12 protein-coding genes and 3 pseudogenes are annotated in these 17,610 nt (G+C 35.3%); 11 read left to right on the forward strand and 4 right to left on the reverse strand.

Features of this window, described 5'->3' with window-relative positions:
- Window positions 1-335: 335 nt before the first annotated feature.
- From D0T18_RS06990 to D0T18_RS02320, 7 genes and pseudogenes are all read left to right on the forward strand, one after another.
- A pseudogene (locus D0T18_RS06990) lies at window positions 336-533 on the forward strand (cytidine deaminase); the annotation flags it as partial.
- Window positions 534-661: 128 nt separating this feature from the next.
- Window positions 662-1,576, forward strand: a complete 915-nt coding sequence (locus D0T18_RS02295; RefSeq protein WP_240318274.1) for a Fic family protein — start codon at window positions 662-664, stop codon at window positions 1,574-1,576.
- Window positions 1,577-2,172: 596 nt separating this feature from the next.
- The gene (locus D0T18_RS02300; protein ID WP_116440402.1) at window positions 2,173-2,736 is read left to right on the forward strand and encodes a hypothetical protein; all 564 of its coding nucleotides are present in this window, start codon (window positions 2,173-2,175) and stop codon (window positions 2,734-2,736) included.
- A 9-nt stretch (window positions 2,737-2,745) separates the two neighbouring features.
- Window positions 2,746-3,704: pseudogene (locus tag D0T18_RS06915) on the forward strand (hypothetical protein).
- Window positions 3,705-4,111: 407 nt separating this feature from the next.
- Window positions 4,112-4,339, forward strand: coding sequence for a recombinase family protein (locus D0T18_RS02310; protein ID WP_275895783.1), 228 nt, complete (start codon window positions 4,112-4,114; stop codon window positions 4,337-4,339).
- 197 nt (window positions 4,340-4,536) lie between these two features.
- Window positions 4,537-5,937 (forward strand): hypothetical protein, encoded by a 1,401-nt coding sequence (locus D0T18_RS02315; protein WP_116440405.1) that lies wholly within the window; start codon window positions 4,537-4,539, stop codon window positions 5,935-5,937.
- Window positions 5,938-6,193: 256 nt separating this feature from the next.
- Window positions 6,194-6,913: a hypothetical protein gene (locus D0T18_RS02320; RefSeq protein WP_116440406.1), complete on the forward strand. Its 720-nt coding sequence runs from the start codon at window positions 6,194-6,196 to the stop codon at window positions 6,911-6,913.
- Between the two features lie 166 nt (window positions 6,914-7,079).
- Here the strand turns inward: D0T18_RS02320 and D0T18_RS02325 are convergent, their stop codons facing one another.
- Entirely contained in the window at window positions 7,080-7,379 is a 300-nt protein-coding gene (locus D0T18_RS02325; RefSeq protein WP_116440407.1) for a hypothetical protein, read from the reverse strand.
- A 243-nt stretch (window positions 7,380-7,622) separates the two neighbouring features.
- Here D0T18_RS02325 and D0T18_RS02330 point away from each other — a divergent pair, with 243 nt between their 5' ends.
- Window positions 7,623-7,796 (forward strand): hypothetical protein, encoded by a 174-nt coding sequence (locus D0T18_RS02330; protein WP_240318289.1) that lies wholly within the window; start codon window positions 7,623-7,625, stop codon window positions 7,794-7,796.
- 172 nt (window positions 7,797-7,968) lie between these two features.
- Window positions 7,969-9,306, forward strand: coding sequence for an ATP-binding protein (locus tag D0T18_RS02335; protein ID WP_102703099.1), 1,338 nt, complete (start codon window positions 7,969-7,971; stop codon window positions 9,304-9,306).
- A 265-nt stretch (window positions 9,307-9,571) separates the two neighbouring features.
- Here D0T18_RS02335 and D0T18_RS06995 read toward each other — a convergent pair.
- Both D0T18_RS06995 and D0T18_RS02345 read right to left on the reverse strand, forming a co-directional pair.
- Window positions 9,572-9,903 (reverse strand): annotated as a pseudogene (locus tag D0T18_RS06995) (type II toxin-antitoxin system RelE/ParE family toxin).
- Window positions 9,900-10,214: a type II toxin-antitoxin system RelB/DinJ family antitoxin gene (locus D0T18_RS02345; protein ID WP_102703100.1), complete on the reverse strand. Its 315-nt coding sequence runs from the start codon at window positions 10,212-10,214 to the stop codon at window positions 9,900-9,902. The pseudogene D0T18_RS06995 and the gene D0T18_RS02345 overlap by 4 nt, the downstream one beginning before the upstream one ends.
- Before the next feature lie 463 nt (window positions 10,215-10,677).
- On the opposite strand from D0T18_RS02345, the gene D0T18_RS02350 reads away from it, so the two are divergent.
- Window positions 10,678-11,436 (forward strand): hypothetical protein, encoded by a 759-nt coding sequence (locus D0T18_RS02350; RefSeq protein WP_116440409.1) that lies wholly within the window; start codon window positions 10,678-10,680, stop codon window positions 11,434-11,436.
- Window positions 11,437-11,727: 291 nt separating this feature from the next.
- Here D0T18_RS02350 and D0T18_RS06925 read toward each other — a convergent pair whose 3' ends face one another.
- Window positions 11,728-14,526 carry a DNA methyltransferase gene (locus tag D0T18_RS06925; protein ID WP_410310442.1) on the reverse strand — a complete coding sequence of 933 codons (2,799 nt, stop codon included), beginning with the start codon at window positions 14,524-14,526 and terminating at the stop codon, window positions 11,728-11,730.
- Window positions 14,527-15,060: 534 nt separating this feature from the next.
- Here D0T18_RS06925 and D0T18_RS02365 point away from each other — a divergent pair.
- Window positions 15,061-17,322, forward strand: coding sequence for a KAP family P-loop NTPase fold protein (locus D0T18_RS02365; protein WP_116440411.1), 2,262 nt, complete (start codon window positions 15,061-15,063; stop codon window positions 17,320-17,322).
- Window positions 17,323-17,610 lie beyond the last annotated feature (288 nt).

Consider the following 17,610-nt stretch of genomic DNA (forward strand, 5'->3'; position numbering starts at 1 on the left):
CGATATTAGTGAGTATGATGAGAAGCTGGTAAGAAAGTACATCAAGAAAATAAAAGTTTACGAGGACAGGTTCAGCGTAACTTTTAAATCAGAGATTAGTGTTGATGTTGAAAGGGCATCGTAAAAGCCAAAAGACTGTGAGCGTTTGAAATGTTACAAAAGTCAGCCTAGGGGGAATCATCTCTAGGCTGTTTTTTTGTTTTTATGCTAAAATCAAGTTATTAAGCCAATCTAAACCTTTTAACGATAGCCTCCTCCTATCGTTAAAAAGTGCACCCACTATCAATAGTGTGTACTCAAAAAAGTGTAGCTATACTTGGGGTTCTCTCAATCCATTCCGCGACAAGGCACCTTATGGCGCGGGAAGCGGTATGCCTTGTGGAGCGTGTAGAGAGTTCTTTTATCAATTGAATGAAGAAAATGAAAAAATGGAGATTATGGAGGACTTTGAACAGCGGAAGACTGTCACATTGAAGGAGCTCCTGCCAAATTGGTGGGGCAAAGATAGATATGCTGAAGCGAAAGCAAAATGACCGTCCCACTTGTATAGACAGATCAAGTCTCCCACACTGCCATCCCGGTTTCAAGCCTTCGCCATGATCTTATGGATCGAGCAAGGAGAATGACGAGAGTGAATACTGAGCACCATCCGTGGATTGACATGACGGATGAGGAGATGCTCAGAAGCTGCGGGCTTATACTTGAGGATCCGGAAACGAACAAAGAAGGTATAACACTTGCGGCAGTCTTGCTCTTTGGTACGAATAACCGTATCATGTCCGTGTTACCTCAGCATAAGACAGACGCTATTTTCAGAGTGTTCAATGTTGATCGTTATGATGACAGGGATGTGGTGATCACAAACCTGATTGAAAGTTATGATCGTCTGATGGAATTTGGAAAGAAGCATCTGAATGATGTTTTTACATTGGATGGTGTCCAGCGGATAAGCGCCAGAGATAAAATCCTGCGTGAGATTATTTCCAACCTGCTCATGCACCGTGATTTTTCCAGTGGATATGTACCGAAGCTTGTCATTGAACGGGATAAGATTACAACAGAGAATGCGAACCTTGCGCATGGGCACGGAAACTTGAATCTGAAAACATTCAAGCCATTTGCAAAGAATCCGCCGATAGCAAAAGTGTTCCGTGAGATAGGTCTTGCTGACGAACTGGGAAGCGGTATGCGCAACAGCTATAAATACACGAAGATGTATTCTGGTGGAGAGCCTGTCTTTACAGAGGCAGATGTTTTTACGACAGTGATTCCTCTTTCTGAGGCTGCAACTGCCAAGGTCGGACCGATTACCCAAGATACCCCACAAGTCGTCCCTCAAGATACCCATCAAGTCACCCCCCAAGATCTGGAACAAAGGTTATTGAGATTAATTGATTTTTGCAGTACACCGCGAAGTAAGCGTGAGATGATGGATTACCTTGGCCTTACGGATAGCAAGAATTTCAGAGAAAGGTATCTTGTTCCTTTGCTTAGTGCAGGAAAAATAGAAATGACGATACCAGATAAGCCAAACAGCAGGAACCAGAAATATAAAAAAGTGAACATTGAAGATTAAAAAGCGACCATTGGAGACAGAAACCATATATCGAATAGAGGAAAACGGACATTCAATGTATAGTTTTGGTTTCACGAATAGGTATGTCGAGACGATGGGATTTCGGACTTATTTCCTCAGAGCGAGTCTTGAGGCGATTGGTAAATCTGTGCGTTTGCATATTATTAGGCAGGAACATGTCCTTTGAACTTTTCCGAGAACGCATAAGGGCAAAAATCGGTGTGTTTCCGAGCAAAAACACGCTTTGACCAATTCCAGCGAACGAGCACGAATCTGTCTACACACTCGACACTAAGATGAAGCAGTCGAGCCATACAGAATCAGTAGCGCTTCTTTGCAAATCTCACTGAATCGCAATAGCGTTTTGATGATTTCTACTGTGCCTGCAGCCTGTTGTAGCGTTTTCGTTCTGACATTTGTTTGTGTTCATAAAGGTGAGTGTAAGACTAAATAATCTTGTTAGAAAGAAAAATTTGTGTTAGTTTGCAATATTTAATAAAATACTCTCGTTGGTGTAGCATACGCAAATAACAGTATCCGACGCACCTCTTAACAATGCGGATCAATTCGGGTTTTCTGATTTTTGAGGAGAGAGAATGATGCGTAAAGCAATGAAAATGTTATCTGTACCGATTGTTAGTGTCTCACTAGTATTGTGTTCAGCTGAAGTGTCTTCCGCTAACACATTGACAGAGCGCGGTAACTTCACATATGCTGCTGGTAGCCTATCTTCTAATACAACTATGACAGATGCAGACTTGGATGCGTTGATCCGTGCATTTGAATCAGTGCCTGCTGATTTGCAGTATGCTAATCCACGTACAACTTCAAATTATGAAGCACGCTTAAATGCAGCATTGCATGGCTTAACGTTTAAGTCACTGATGCGTAGGAATAGGGTTTCTATTGGACATTACGCACCGATGGTTAATTGGGTCGGATGTGCATTAGCGATAGCTTCATTTGTATTTCAATATGGTGTGCCTATTGCTAAGGCACTTGGTTGGCTGAAGCGAGCGAAGCAAATATATGGAACTGTGTCGGCTATCTGGAAAGCATTTAAGCGAGGAGAGCTTCTAGCTCATCTTGGTTCTGATGGAGCTAAGTTTTTGGAAAGTATTCTCGGTATCGAGCCAGTTACTCGTAATTGCCTTTCCTAGGGTTAGATGATGAGTGAGATGAATGTAAGGCCAGTGCTTTTCAAGCATGCTTTTTGGGGTCATGTGATTACAGAAACTGTTGCTGGTATTTGCACTCTTATTATTTCGCTGCTTGTACAGCAGTTCGTAGGGCACCGCGTACTAGGTTGGGAAACTGTGGTCATACTCGCGTTGAGTGTTGTGGTGTTTTCGCTGCTAAGCACAGCGTATCTGCAGTGGGACAGGCATCGTAGACCAGATGACAGGTCTGGTGATTTGCTCATCGGAATCATCGATTTTGTGCTCAGGCTGCTGGTGACTTCTGGTATTGCTTTATTGCTTGTTTCCGATATCGCGTTGCTTAGCATTATTATTGGCGCAGCGGTTACTAGTGTGTTGCTGTTTGTTTTTGAAAAGCCTTGGAAGTCAGGTATGACGGATGCGCAATTACAGGAAGCTTCACAGAAAGCTGTTGAGCTTGGCGTTCAAATGCTTGAAGAAGAGCGCGTAAAGCGCGCGAGGTGAGCAACATGATTGCATTACAGCATGCGAGCGCGGGTAAAACAGGCACTCCTAAAGGTGTGTCTTTAACATTTTCCTCGTTAATCGTTGCGAATATGCTGATTGAAGCAGTATACGATGTTGTCACATTTTTACTTGCATTGATGCTGCAATGGTGGATGCTGAACACTATCTTCGGCTGGCGAACGCTACTCGTCATATTCTTGGGCAATATGCTATTTTCTTGCGCGGCAGCTGCGGTTATGGTTATGATGGGCGCATTGAAGGCTGATCAACAGAAATGCCTAACAAAAAGTTGGCCTTTCTTAGTTATTGTTGTGCTGCTTCGACTGCTAATCTTTGGTGTTCTCGCTTGGCTGCTTACACCGAGCTTAGTGTGGGTAAGCGTAGTTGTTGGTATTGTGCTTACCAATATTGTTCTCGTTATCAAGTGGCACCCACGGAGAAGAACCGCAGTAGCCGCATAAGATTTTATAAGACTGTTTTCTTCTCTTTTAAGCAAAAAACTCTACGCACGTCAAAAGCGTTGTATTGATGTCAAGGTCTGATTAGGTGGGTGCAAATTTGCCTTTGTGTAGCAGGGCTTAGCGAGAGTTATCGTTAAAGGGTTTAGCCTGTGGTGGATTTAAGCTGGCTTTGCTCGGTTTTTGAACGTATTTTGGCTGTTTGAGGGAAGATATCAACGTTCTAGGGTCGAGTGCACAGGATGTTAACGTTAAAAAGTGCACCCACTTGCACCCGGGGTGGTTTATTCAAAAGTAACTATAAAAGTAATTACAATAGAAGTCCAAAAAAGTCCTAGTTTTTGCTGCAGAATTCCCGTGAAAGGGACAGCATATGAACGTTACTAATTAATTCTATATACTTAGTAGATATTTATGCAGATGAAGGTATTTCTGGGACTAACATGAAGAATCGGCGAGAGTTTAATCGAATAATTGAAGAGTGTAAAGCAAGGTATATAGATCTAGTGATTACTAAATCTATTTCACGCTTTGCCAGAAATACTTTAGATTGCTTACAATACGCTCGTGAGCTAAAGGCTAAACAAGTTGCTATTTACTTTGAAAAGGAAAACATCCATACGATGGATGCTAGTTGATGAAGTACGAGCAAAAGATGCTAGTTTAGAGTTAAAGCTGAAAACAGGGCAAGTTATCAATATTAAAAAGTAAGAGAGTCATAGACCTATGTAGGATTGCCTTCTTTACATAGTTCTGTGTATCTCTTTTTTGTATAGTATAAGTGATGAGCATGTATAATATATAACAAATTAAAAGTTGGTCGGGGGTACAAATATTGACTAATTATTTTTTGAATAATGTGATACAAATAAAAAAATATGAGGATTATTATAAACATAATTTTGATATCGATAAAATTAAGCAGGATATTTGCACAAACAAAATAGATATGAATTTAGTAGATTTATTCAGATTTCGAATTTTTTTAGATTCTTGTGTGATGTTGTTTAACAAAGAAAAATTAGAAAAAGATTATTTAAAAGATACTTTTGATTCTAAAAATTATATTGCTAGTATTAAGAATAAATATGGAGAAACGATTAAAGAAATTGAAGACAGATTTAAAATAACTGTTGATGACACGTTTTATTATGAATTTAATGAATCAGAATTAAAATATAAACCTAAGTCATTATGGGATAGTAGAAAAATTTTAAGAAATTCATTTGCACATATGCAGTACGGATGTTTTATGAGTTATGGAGAGAACGGCCCAATTCCATATTATTTTGCATTCAATAAAGATAAGGGGATTTTAAAAAGCAAGGGATTGGTTATAGAACCACTTTGTCATGAATTAATAGGAAAACTATACTTAAATCAAATGACAAAATCTATTGCCTACAAACATACCTATATTAAATTAAGTGAAGAAATTCCATATTTTATGGAAGTTAAATATAAAGGAAAGCGAAAATATACTCTTGATAATCAGCTACATCCTATGAATAATAAGGTCTTTTCGAGTGGAGAATTTCAAGCTTTAAAAGAATTTTTAGTTAATAATGAGGATTGCTTTGAAATTACTAAAACGGAAATTACAGAAAAAGAATTAACGAAGTATTGTGAAATGTTACATAAATATCTAGGTAAAGATATTACAAAGAATGAGCTAGGATATTTTGTCAAAAGCATCTATGATATAGAAACCGAATTTTCAAATTTTTTAACTCACCTAATTCAGTTGAATGATAGAATCATAGATTATAAAATTGCTATAGATTCAAAAAAAGCTAAGATGATCGATCGAATATTGAAAAGTATTGATGAATTAAAAGAAGACAGTGATTCATGGATAGAATTCCGATGGTTCTTTAAAATTATATATATTATTAATTTTTCATTGAGGTTGGAAGATACTGACCTAGAATCGATAAAATATTCTGTTTTAAACGTAGATGACTTTGAATATGATAGTTCACAAATGGCATTGTTTGTTAAAAAGAAAATATCAGATGGTACGATTAGAAGTAGGGATGAAAAGTTTGGAAACACTATATATATTCTACATAAGATAAGAAATGCAATAGCACATGGTAGAATAAAATTAGAAGTTATTGATAATAAAGTATATTATGTATTTGAAGATTGTTATTATAAAAGAACTGAATTAATAAAAATTGCTGTGGAAAACATGAATCAATTTATAAATAATGTGAATGCGTTAATAAAATAGCAACATGTTTAAGTTGTGTAAATGATGAGTTTAAATGTAGGAAAATAGTATCAGTAATTTGTGGCATCTAAACCACCTACACAACATATCAAATTCAATCCATAGTTATAACCCGACACACGTGGAGTGTGTTTGCCTAATGTCCAAGGCGTAATGTCGAGACGCGTGGAGTGTACAAGATTGATGTAAGAAAAATGCACACCATTTGCACCTGGCTTTATATGTGGATTTTACGCAGAAGGAAAGAGAGTTTATTATGGGTAATGGTAGTTCGAAAGACGAGTTAACTGCTGAAATAAATAATGCTAGAGAAGCATATTCTGAGATAAAAACATTGAATAAGTATTTAAGTAAATTTGCAACAATTAAAAATAAAATTAACGTGTCTAGAGGAGCATCTATATCAAAATTATTAAAAAATTTATATTGGTGGGAAATAAAACTAAAAGATAATGTGGATGTGGATATTTACAGGATTAAATATAACAAAATTCTTTTAATGCCATATACTTTTGGACTTACAGAAGATGATTTAAATACAAATACAAGTACGGAAATAGATTTGAAAAATTATGAAGAAGATGATTTCTTGGGAGATAATCGCTTATTTGATATCATAAGTAAGGAAAATAGAAAAGAAAAATATAAAAAAGCTAAAATACATTCTAACAATTATAACGTAGATATAACTACAGGTAATTTTCACCCACATGATGCTTTGAAGGGAGTAATAAAAGAAAAAGAAATTAAACAAATCATGCTAGTAAGAAATACCTATACCTACAAAAAGGGGTCTCACTACGGAGTTTTATACAGAGGCAATTGCCCTAAAGGCGAAGAAAAAAATTTCATAATTTTAAGAGATGAAGCCAATAAATTACGCTACATTCCTAAAAAATGCATAAAACTAGTAAAAGAAAACGAAGAACTTGAAAAAACGCTTAATGATTTTTTAAATGCCATAGGAGCTGAATAAATAATATTACTTAGAACTAAGAAATAGTTATCAGATGTAAATGTGATGTACCCCACAAAAAAGTTAGACTTTTGTGTTTGAAAAAATAGGGGGTATTTGATAATTTTACGTAAGAAAATAAGTAAAGCTGCTATAGGCTATAAGAAAAAATAATATTTGTATATCCCTATTTTTCATATTCGTGTATAACACGTTTTATAAGAGCGTCTTTACCAGGGCCTGGTTCAATCATTGATAAGAAATGACGGGATGAAATTGTGGTCATTAGATCAATTAGATATCTCACGCTTTCGTCAGGTCCAAGAATAGTATCTTCTTTGTCAATATGTTTAAGTATGTAATGCTTGTAGTATTTAGCCGTACTATTAGGTTTCCAACCATTTTCTTTTAGTTCATTGTATAATTTGTCAAGATCTAAAGTAATGGTGACCTTCTTAGGTAAATTAATATTTTCATTTTTATCCATAAATTTGTACCTCCTATTGCTGATAACATACTTCAATGTAGAAACAAAGGCAACAAGTAGGTATGTAGCAGGAGCGAGTGGATGGGAAAATATTGAGGGGTTGCTAAAATGTTGTCAGTATTAAAGCTGTAGATTTAATTTGCAATTGTATTGAAGATCGTAACAAGAATCTATCTAATCATAAAAGTTGATAGAAACGGTTTTTGAGGTTTATTTTCTTAAGGCAGATTGTTTTATAAAACCTTGAGTGATGTGAACTCAGGTGATTTGAATGATGAATTAGAAAATGGTATTACCGAGGTTTCTGATAAGAATAGAGTAAATCTTGGGTGCATAATCTTCGGTGCAAAACAGATGGATGTGCTCACTGCGTTGTGCACTGTTCAATGTGTAGAATTATGTGATAAAAAACACTAAAATACGTATAATAATGTGATTAAATGCACCAAAACATATATAATAATGTGATATACGATAAAAGATAACGCAAAATATAACAGAACAACAGTGCAACTACGCGTAGAAATAGCAACGCGCTAATACGGTTGCAATATTTAATAGTGTAACGTCAAGTGAAAGGTGAGTAATCATGAAAAGGCTGATTATGAGCAAACTTTTAGCATGGAAGAACTCGCCGTATCGTAAACCATTGATATTAAAAGGTGTGCGTCAAGTTGGTAAAACTTGGGTATTAAAAGAATTTGGTAAGCTTTACTACAAAAATATTGCTTATTTTAACTTCGACGAAAACAAAGAATATAAGCAATTCTTTGAAACCACTAAAAGCGTGGAGCGAATTTTACAAAATCTTATGCTTGCAAGTGGTCAAAAAATCGAAGCAGAAAACACGTTGGTTATATTTGATGAGGTTCAGGATTGCCCAGAAGTAATAAACTCGATGAAATATTTTTGTGAAAACGCTCCGCAATATCATGTTGCTTGCGCTGGATCGTTGCTTGGAATAACGCTTGCAAAACCATCTTCATTCCCAGTTGGAAAAGTTAATTTTATGCAAATAAACCCAATGAATTTCACGGAGTTTTTGCTTGCTAATGGAGATGAAAATCTAGCGAAGTATATTGAACAAATCGATAAAATAGAACAGATTCCAGACGCATTTTTTAATCCTCTATACGAGAAATTAAAAATGTATTATGTTACGGGGGGAATGCCTGAATCGGTTTTAATGTGGACTAAAGCGCGAGATGTAAACGCAATGCAAGAAACGTTGTTTGAGATCATAACAGCTTATGAACGAGATTTTGCGAAACATCCTAGTGTTGGTGAGTTTCCTAAAATATCAATGATTTGGAATTCTATTCCGTCTCAACTTGCGCGTGAAAATAAAAAATTCTTGTATAAAGTTGTTAAAAATGGTGCGCGAGCAAGAGAATATGAAGACGCTTTGCAATGGCTAGTATCGGCACAATTGGTGTATAAAATTTATAGAAATACTGCGCCGAATTTACCTATTGCTGCTTATGATGATGTATCTGCTTTTAAGATTTATTTGGCAGATGTTGGTTTGTTAAGGCGATTAGCGCAACTTTCTCCTACTGCGTTTTCGGAAGGCAATAGGCTGTTTACTGAGTTTAAGGGTGCTTTAACAGAAAATTATGTTTTACAAGCGCTGCTTACTCAATTTGAAGTGATGCCTAGATACTGGTCTCAAACAAATCCGCCGTATGAAGTGGATTTTCTTATTCAACGAGAAAATGATATTTTCCCTATTGAAGTTAAATCTGAAGCAAATATTAATAGTAGAAGTTTGAAAAAGTTTAAAGAATTATTCCCTAATCAAACGAAATTACGTATACGATTCTCGCTGAATAATCTCAAACTAGACGATGATATGTTGAATATTCCGTTATTTATGGCTGATTACACGGATAAGCTTATAGAACTTGCTCTGAAAGAGAACGATTGATAAAGAAAGATAATTAAAAAAAGGAACGATTAGAAGACATAGAAATAAACTAGTGCAAAAGTTAAAAGAGTGTCAAATCCCACGAAACGTTGCAACCAGCCTAGGGGAGCTTCTAGGCTGTTTTTATGCTCAAGAATCAAGTTATCAAGCCAATCTTAAACCTTTTTGCGATATTTTCCTATCGTTAAAAAGTGCACCCAATATCCATAGTGTGCACTAAAAAGTGTGAATACGTTGCCAGTACTTTTCTATCCCAAATCGCGCATTAATTGTTTGAGTCGTTAACAATGTTTTCAATATTTCTGCCTGAGTAGAAGATACGAATAACTGTTACAGTCATTTGGTTTTCGTCTACTTGGTAAAAAACTGTGTAGTTATCGACTGAAACTCTGCGTATTCCCACAGAATGCCAGGGTTCCCACGCTACAGGAGGATATCGCATAGGCATAGTCTCAAAGAACGTATAGCATACTTAATGCGGTTGACTTGTTTTTCAGCTGTTTTTGGAACTTGTAATGTAAAGCGAATGTATTCGTATAGTTCTGTAAGATCAAGGAACGCTTGCGGAGAATAGATGATGTTATAAGTTGTACTCATGCACCATATTCCTTTGCAAAGAACTGATCTACTTCATCTGCACTATATTGTTTGCCAGTCGAAATAGAGTCGATGCCCTTTTGCAATTCCTTATCCAACTCATCTCTTGTTAAGCTGCCTAAAGCAATCGGCTTTTCTTGCTTATTAGTTGGCAAGCGAAGTTCAAATGGCATGCCTTTTTGTAAAACAATCTGGCTGTAAAGCATTTGAATCGCAGAAGACGGTGTTATGCCAAGCTGGTTCAATATGCTTTCAGCGTTTTCTTTAAGATTTGTATCGATTCTTGCATATACAGCATTCGTATTTGACATTGTGTTCGCGTCCTTTCTGTGCTTATTTTACAAAATAGTTGCAAGCATACGCAAGCAGATGAAAGCAAAAGTTTAATCACCTGTTCTCGTGTTAAATACTTCATTTGGCAAGTTCCTCATAGACTTTATTGGAGATTTGGAGATAAGGAATTTATGAGGTTGGTCAGCCTTGTAATAAGTAGTAAATGGGCAGGTCTAGTTTCTTAACTCTTGTATGCAATGAAACTTTTCCTTTTGTACTCTGAAACTGTTGCTTTCTGTGTTATATGTTTCGCAAGTATCACGCTACTTGAGACTTTTGTTAACACGTTAAAAATTGCAGTGGGGTAGTACAAAAGAATTACATATCAGTTTTTTGTCTCAACAAATTCGTACGTACGTTGATTCTATTAAATACGTACGTTGTTTCTATTAAATTATTTTCATAATCTGTACGCACTTTTAAAGAGGAGAGTGTTTAGTTATGGGATCTTCAGTTACACAACGCATTAAGAGCATTAAACAACCTTATGGTGGATATTTGCCACGAAAAGATTTTGTTGAAGAATCATTAGGCGAAGGAATAGAAGACTTATATGATAAAGAGAACATTCACCCAAGTTTAGTTGGTATAGTAGTTGACTACATGACTCGTTTAATGTCTGGATCGAGTGCAATAGACGCGTTTAAAATTTCTTTACTGGGCGCAATGATTATAAACGAACACGATAATGCATCGAAACTTCTGTCCGACATTAAAGGACTTAGCGATGAAGATATAGTTAACGCCGTCAAACTTGTTGGATTCGACGTATGCTTTAGATATGATCCTATTGGATACAGGCCTTTTGATGAAATCAATCCCGATGAGCACACAATCCAAAACATTAGAGTTATGGTTCAACGCTCGCTTCATTTTCTTGAGTGTTATGACCCGAAGGTGCTTGACGGTTTTACGCTAGAGGGCGGTTACACCGATACGGTAAGTGCTGGCGATGGTGATTTTATAACAGCTGATACTTTGTGGGATCTCAAAGTTTCTAAAGAAAAGTTGGATAAGGATCAGACTCTTCAACTGCTTATGTATTGGCGTATGGGTTTGCATTCTATTCATCCAGAGTTTCAGAATATTAAGTACTTGGGTATTTATAATCCTCGCATGAATAAGGTCTATCGTATTGCTGTTGAAAACATATCCGAGGACGTTATACGCGAAGTTGAGAAAGATGTAATTGGGTATTAGGATCAGACGATTTTGCGTGCTTTAGGCTGTTGTTCGTACTTAGTGAAGACTATCGCTAAAAAGTTTAGTGCGCTGCGGCTTTAAGCTGGTTGATTCAGAAAGTAGTATGTAGCAATCGTTAAACACCGTTATTTTCTCAGTTCGTTAGCTGAGATATTAACGGCGTTTTGCGTTTTACCGTTACTTTCTCAGTTCGTTGACTGAGTTAGTAACGGTGTTTAGATCTTGGATTATGCCCCCAATAATATTCACCAGATTAGCTTTTGTTTTATAGGTTTGCTTATATTAAATTCATTCCTTAGTCATGCGAATATAGGATTTGAAGAGAATTTCCAAACGCTCGTCATTATTAGTGCAAGGCTTTGCAGAACCAAAAGCAACGTCTACTATTTTGTCTAGCTCATCGTGAGCTTTGCGCAAATCTGTTGGCATGTATGTTGGGTCATACAAATCTGCTAGAGATTGGCCTGGGTGATTCGCGCGCGCTTGTAGTACTGCTTTACCTGCTTCAATAACTTTTGCTCGCATATCACTTGTAAGCTCTGGAAGTGGAAGATTATTCCAAACGACTGTGTTGGAGAAGCTAGGGTCACTTTTTAATCTTCCACCAACAGCCTTTTGCCAAGTCATAAACATAGATGATTCAATAATTGCAAAATTAAATCCATCTGGGTCTATACATGTATAAACTTTGTCTCCAGCAATAATATTTGGCTCATATAAATCGCAAGTAGCATATTCGCGACGATTGGTAAATACGCGTGGAATAGCTAGATAATTTTTATCTGGTTGATTAATTCTTCCAAATATCCATCCAGTCTTAGCTTTAGTTCGCGTTTCTTCAGCAGTGCTTTCTTCACGCATTCTACAAACTTTTTCGATACGTTGAGCAATAAATTTTGATTCACGCATTTCATTTGGCTCAGCGTCTAAAAGCCACAAACACCAGCGTTCAATATTATTAATAAGTTCTTTACCCATGCGGAAAGGATGCACATATTTAGCAGCAATAGGGTCTTTCATTGCTTCATCATATTCTTCACGAGTATTAAGAATAAGATTACCGCCATCCGTTGGCTCAGAACCTCTATCTACTTTTTTAAGCATAAAGGAAAGAGGGCCTGCAGCCTGGCTACGTTTTTCAACAAAAATGTCATACCCCCCCCCCACGAGATATGGATTTATGTGAGAAACTAAGGTTTTAGTAGGCTCACCATTAATTTTTTCGTAACTATATAAAACTGGTTGCAAAATCTTGTCACTTTGCTTATCCATACCAACAATCACAACATGCACATTTGCATTATCAGTAGATTGAGCATTCCAAGCAAACGTCTTATGTGCAAAACGAATACGCCAACCTTCAGAAAACAGCGGTTTGAATAATGCTGGCACAGGCTGACCTTGAGTGATACTATTAGTTGACACAAAAGCAAAAGCAGCATAACGATTATGAGCAAGATATAAGCTTGTTTTCCTATACCAACCAGTAGCGTAATCGAGATAACCGTTGTAATCTTTTCCCCACACAGCTTTCATGTCTTCAGTCTGGTTTACAGACTTCAAATATTGCCCCACAAACGGCGGATTTCCAATCACATACGAACATCTATCTGCAGAAAGCAAATCATTCCAGTCGTATTGCAAAGCATTTGCTCTAACAATATTCCCCGAATCATGCAAAGGAAGATGAGGTAAAGCGCATCCTGCAATACTTTCAGTATCGTCTAAAGCTTGCTGCTCAGCAATCCACAATGCAGTTTTAGCAACACACACAGCAAAATCGTTAATCTCAATGCCGTGGAACTGATCAATACTTACCTTTATAAGGCTATTGTTATCTCCTAAATCAACGTAACCTTGACCGCCAAGCATAAGCTCAATCGCTCTATTTTCAAGCTTTCTTAAGCAAAGAAATGTTTCAGTCAAAAAATTGCCTGAACCGCAAGCGGGGTCTAAAAACTGAAGGCTTGCAAGCTTATTCTGATACTTCTCGAGTTTATTTTTACGAACTTTTTCAGAAATTTTTTGATCAATTTCAATTTGAGTAAGCTCATTTGTTAAGTCGTCTAAAAATAGTGGATCAATAAGCCTGTGAATATTCTTCACAGTAGTGTAATGCATTCCGCCTTTTCGCCGCTGATCGTGACTTAGCGTTTCTTCCATCAAAGAGCCAAAAATAACAGGGCTGATTGTATGCCAATCAAAATCATCTCCAGCATGAAGAATAGCGTCTTTAATTGGCTCAGTGAGTTGAGGAATTTCAATATTTTCACGGAACAATCCACCATTTACGTATGGGAACTGTTGTAACTCATTTTCAAGATACTTATCTCTATCTTTTTCTTTAGTATCAAGAGTATTAAATAAATCAATAAGTTTCCTACGAAGATCGCTAGCTTGCACATTATGAATATAATTACTGAAAATATGATTCGTGAACAAGTTTGCATCTTCAGCATATAAGCAAAACACTATACGAACAGTTAGCAATGCTAAAGAATGATGTTCTTCTTCGCTATCCGGATCTGCATACTGTTTCGCTAGCTCATTGTGTAAATTAGCTACTAACAATCCGGCTTTTTCAGAAAGCTGTTTTTCAATATAGTTACGCGAACGATTCTCGCTAAAAATATTACGGAATACTGTTAAATGTTCAGCAAGCTTATTTAACGTAAACTCTTCAACTGGTGACTTTTGTGCTCTAGGATCTTTCTCAAGATCATAAAAACGAAAAGTGTTGAAATTACAGGTACAAATAAAAGTAGGTTTTTTACTAGGCGGAAGATTGTCGGAATATCTCACAGCTTGCTCAGCTGGAGTAACAGAATCACCTTGACGTTCTTCAGGCTTATCAAGATCAACATTCTTACTTTTTTGCTCAACAAGAAAACGAGAATCAGGGCACAACATGTCAATGTACCCACGGTTAGCAGTACGATACTCAAACTCGGTATTGCTTATTGCGTCTGGAACACCCAAAACATTTTGCATAAGGTCAAGCCAAAACTTCTGTGTTTCCTGCTTTTCGTCGCCACGACCTTGCCAGTGCTCAATAAACTCGGCTGCCTTCTTGTGTTGATCCGCAATATTCATGCGTCTATTATCCAACCTGCTAGGGATTATACATGTTTTTATTGCTCAATTTGTACATAATAACAACTCAACATCTGTGTATAATAAGCCAACATCTACGTACAACAACTCAATATTTGCGTATCAAAACTGTTTCATTACGCAACAATTTTGATACACTTGCGTGCCAACTCTATAAATTAGATTTGATATACAAACAAGGTCAATGTTGTGCAATAATGCAATATTTACTAATATCCTTTATAGGAGTCTTCCTGCGTTGAAAGTCGGCTCCATGCCGTCGGTTGATTTACTCACCTTAGGCGTTGTGTGGGCTCCTTTATTTTTTTGATTTTCAACCATCAATACTCTGTATGCCAGTTTGTATTTTATGTAATAGTATTTTCAAATTTTGTGTTTATAATCTTATAACTCAATTTTTTAGAATACCTAACATTGTAAGGATTAGATAAAGAATAATTTGCATAAATGATTAGAATGTAAATGATTCTAAAAAATATTGCAATTGAAAAAGTAGGGAGAAAGCATATGAGCTACGTTGCGGATAAACCTATTGAAAAAGCTGATGAAGATTTGTTGGGAAGATCTGATTTTGCTAAACAATTTGGAAAATCGATTTGTGAATATGATAGCAAAGATGGTCTTGTAATCGGTTTGTATGGAAAGTGGGGTAGTGGCAAGACATCTATTATAAATATGGCAATATCTGAGATTCCAGTAGCTAAATCAGAGAAGAAAAAATGGTATTCAAAAGTATACAAAAGAATCAAAAAAAATTTTACTTCACAAAAATCTGCAGAAGAAGATCAATGTCACTATCCAATAATTATAAGATTTTCGCCATGGAATTATTCAGATAAAAACAATTTGATTAGTTTATTTTTCTATGAATTGAAGAATAAACTAGGTGTAGCTAAAGGCGAAGAGAATAAAGAAAAAATCGGAAAGGCTATAAGTCAATATTCCTATATTATTGACGCTTTGCCATCTATTCCAGTAGCTGGGACTGCAATCGCTCATATACTGAAAACTATATTCAAAGCAGCAGGATCTAAATTAATGAAAACGCCTAGTTTGGATGAAGCTAAAGAAAAACTGTGTAAAACGCTAGAAGATTTTAACCACAAAATAATTGTTTTTATTGATGATATAGATAGATTGACTACTCCTCAAATTAAAGATATTTTCCAATTGGTTAAACAAGTAGGCGATTTTCCAAACATAATTTATGTTCTTACAATGGATAGGGAAATTGTTTGCAATGCTTTGTCTGAATATCACAATATTGATGGAGATGAATATTTAAAGAAAATTGTTCAAGTTTCTTTTGAAGTTCCTGAAATTGATAAATCACTATTGCCTGAAATATTAAAAAGTAGACTCAATAAAATTGTATACAAAAATGATTGCGAAGAAGAATTTGAAAACAATGATTATTTTGAAAAAGTGCTTGAAAATTGCGTGAATCCATATATCAAAAATATAAGAGATACTAATAGGTTGCTAAATTCTTTCCAATTCAAATATACCGCTTTATGGAAAGAAACATCATTTGTTGATTTATTAGCTATTACTGCAATAGAAATCTTCGAGCCGAAGTTATATGAATGGATTATTAATAATGCAATCTATGTATATGGGCCACAATCATATAACGATTTAAATAAATATGAAGAAAGAACTTATGAATACTATAAAAATGAATTTAAACAGCTGGGTTTAAATCCAGAATCATCTATGCAGATTATTATATTAATGTTTCCTACATTTGCTAGATTGATTCATTACAATGGTGAATATTCTCATTCAAGCAATCTGCAACTTTTAAGATATAATCGCATCGCGTCTGTTGAAAAATTTAGTTTATATTTTATGTTCGATATAGGTAGAATTAAGGTTTCAAGAGAGAAAATTTATGATTGCTTGTATAAATATGACAAAGATCTTTTAATTAGTACTGTTAAAAATATTAATTCACAAGGCAACCTTGACTATTTGTTAAGAAGCATGGAGTCATTGTTTGATAAAGAACATTATGAGCGTTTTAAGTTCGTTGTATTTACGCTTATAAATTTGTATGGAGAATTTGTAAATAAAGCAACAGAAATAAATAATATAAATAATATTTCTGATTCAGTATCTGAATTTGTACTCTATTTTATTCAAACATTAGACTCTGAATATGAACGTTATGAAATAATTTATTCTATTCTTAAAAATTCCAATAAATCTAATCTTGGACTTATTGCAGATATTCTTAGTCGAGAAGAAATGGCATTTGGGAGATTTAATAAAACCGAGCGTAAGGATTTGCATTTAGTTAGCTTAAAGCATTTAGAATCTCTCGAAAAAATTTATATTGATAAAATTAAACTCATTGCAAAATCTGAAAATATGATAAATATGCGAGTATTTAACATAGTATTTTATTTGTGGGAAGATCTTGATAAAGAAGGAGCTGAAAATTATGTTAAAAAACTATTTAACGATAAAGTGAGTAAACTTAAATTTATATGCACTAAAGCATATTTCTTCAGTGGTTCGAATGGTTATGGATGGGATTTTAATTTAAAAAGTTACTCAAATTATATTTCTAGAGAAAATCTTTACAATGGAATTAAAGATTCCGTTAAAAATCATTTAGATGAATTTACTAAAGAAGAGCAAATAAAATTAGCGTCGTTTGTACTGAATTATGAAAATAATAATAACGACTTTAACCATGTTTCTGAGGGAGAAGCTCTGCAACTCATAGAAAAGTGGAAATCTGAAAGTAACTTAACAAAATAATAAATCATATTGGACGTTAATCGCACTGCAGTTAGTGCCCAATATTTTTTTGTCGCTATAATCTAACCGCAAAGTATTTAAAACCGCTCGCACCCGCGTATCAAAACTGTTTCCTTAACGCAACAATTTTGATACACTTGCGTTATATCTATTTTTGTGAATGATACTCTTCTTACGCATTAAACATCTACATCTGCTTTACTTTTGTAAGAGTTATACCACTTTGAACAATTTTAAATTTATACTACAAACGGATTAACCGAATGCGTACAAGATCTAGATTAAAGG

This window comes from Gardnerella swidsinskii, from assembly GCF_003397705.1.
In the GTDB taxonomy this organism is placed as follows: domain Bacteria; phylum Actinomycetota; class Actinomycetes; order Actinomycetales; family Bifidobacteriaceae; genus Bifidobacterium; species Bifidobacterium swidsinskii.

What these genes read in the sequence shown, in the direction of transcription:
- D0T18_RS02335 (WP_102703099.1), top strand. Translation starts at nt 7,969, where the DNA reads ATGAAAAGGCTGATTATGAGCAAACTTTTAGCATGGAAGAACTCGCCG.
- D0T18_RS02300 (WP_116440402.1), top strand. Translation starts at nt 2,173, where the DNA reads ATGATGCGTAAAGCAATGAAAATGTTATCTGTACCGATTGTTAGTGTC.
- D0T18_RS02365 (WP_116440411.1), top strand. Translation starts at nt 15,061, where the DNA reads ATGAGCTACGTTGCGGATAAACCTATTGAAAAAGCTGATGAAGATTTG.
- D0T18_RS02350 (WP_116440409.1), top strand. Translation starts at nt 10,678, where the DNA reads ATGGGATCTTCAGTTACACAACGCATTAAGAGCATTAAACAACCTTAT.
- D0T18_RS02345 (WP_102703100.1), bottom strand. Translation starts at nt 10,214, where the DNA reads ATGTCAAATACGAATGCTGTATATGCAAGAATCGATACAAATCTTAAA.
- D0T18_RS02295 (WP_240318274.1), top strand. Translation starts at nt 662, where the DNA reads ATGACGGATGAGGAGATGCTCAGAAGCTGCGGGCTTATACTTGAGGAT.
- D0T18_RS02325 (WP_116440407.1), bottom strand. Translation starts at nt 7,379, where the DNA reads ATGGATAAAAATGAAAATATTAATTTACCTAAGAAGGTCACCATTACT.
- D0T18_RS02320 (WP_116440406.1), top strand. Translation starts at nt 6,194, where the DNA reads ATGGGTAATGGTAGTTCGAAAGACGAGTTAACTGCTGAAATAAATAAT.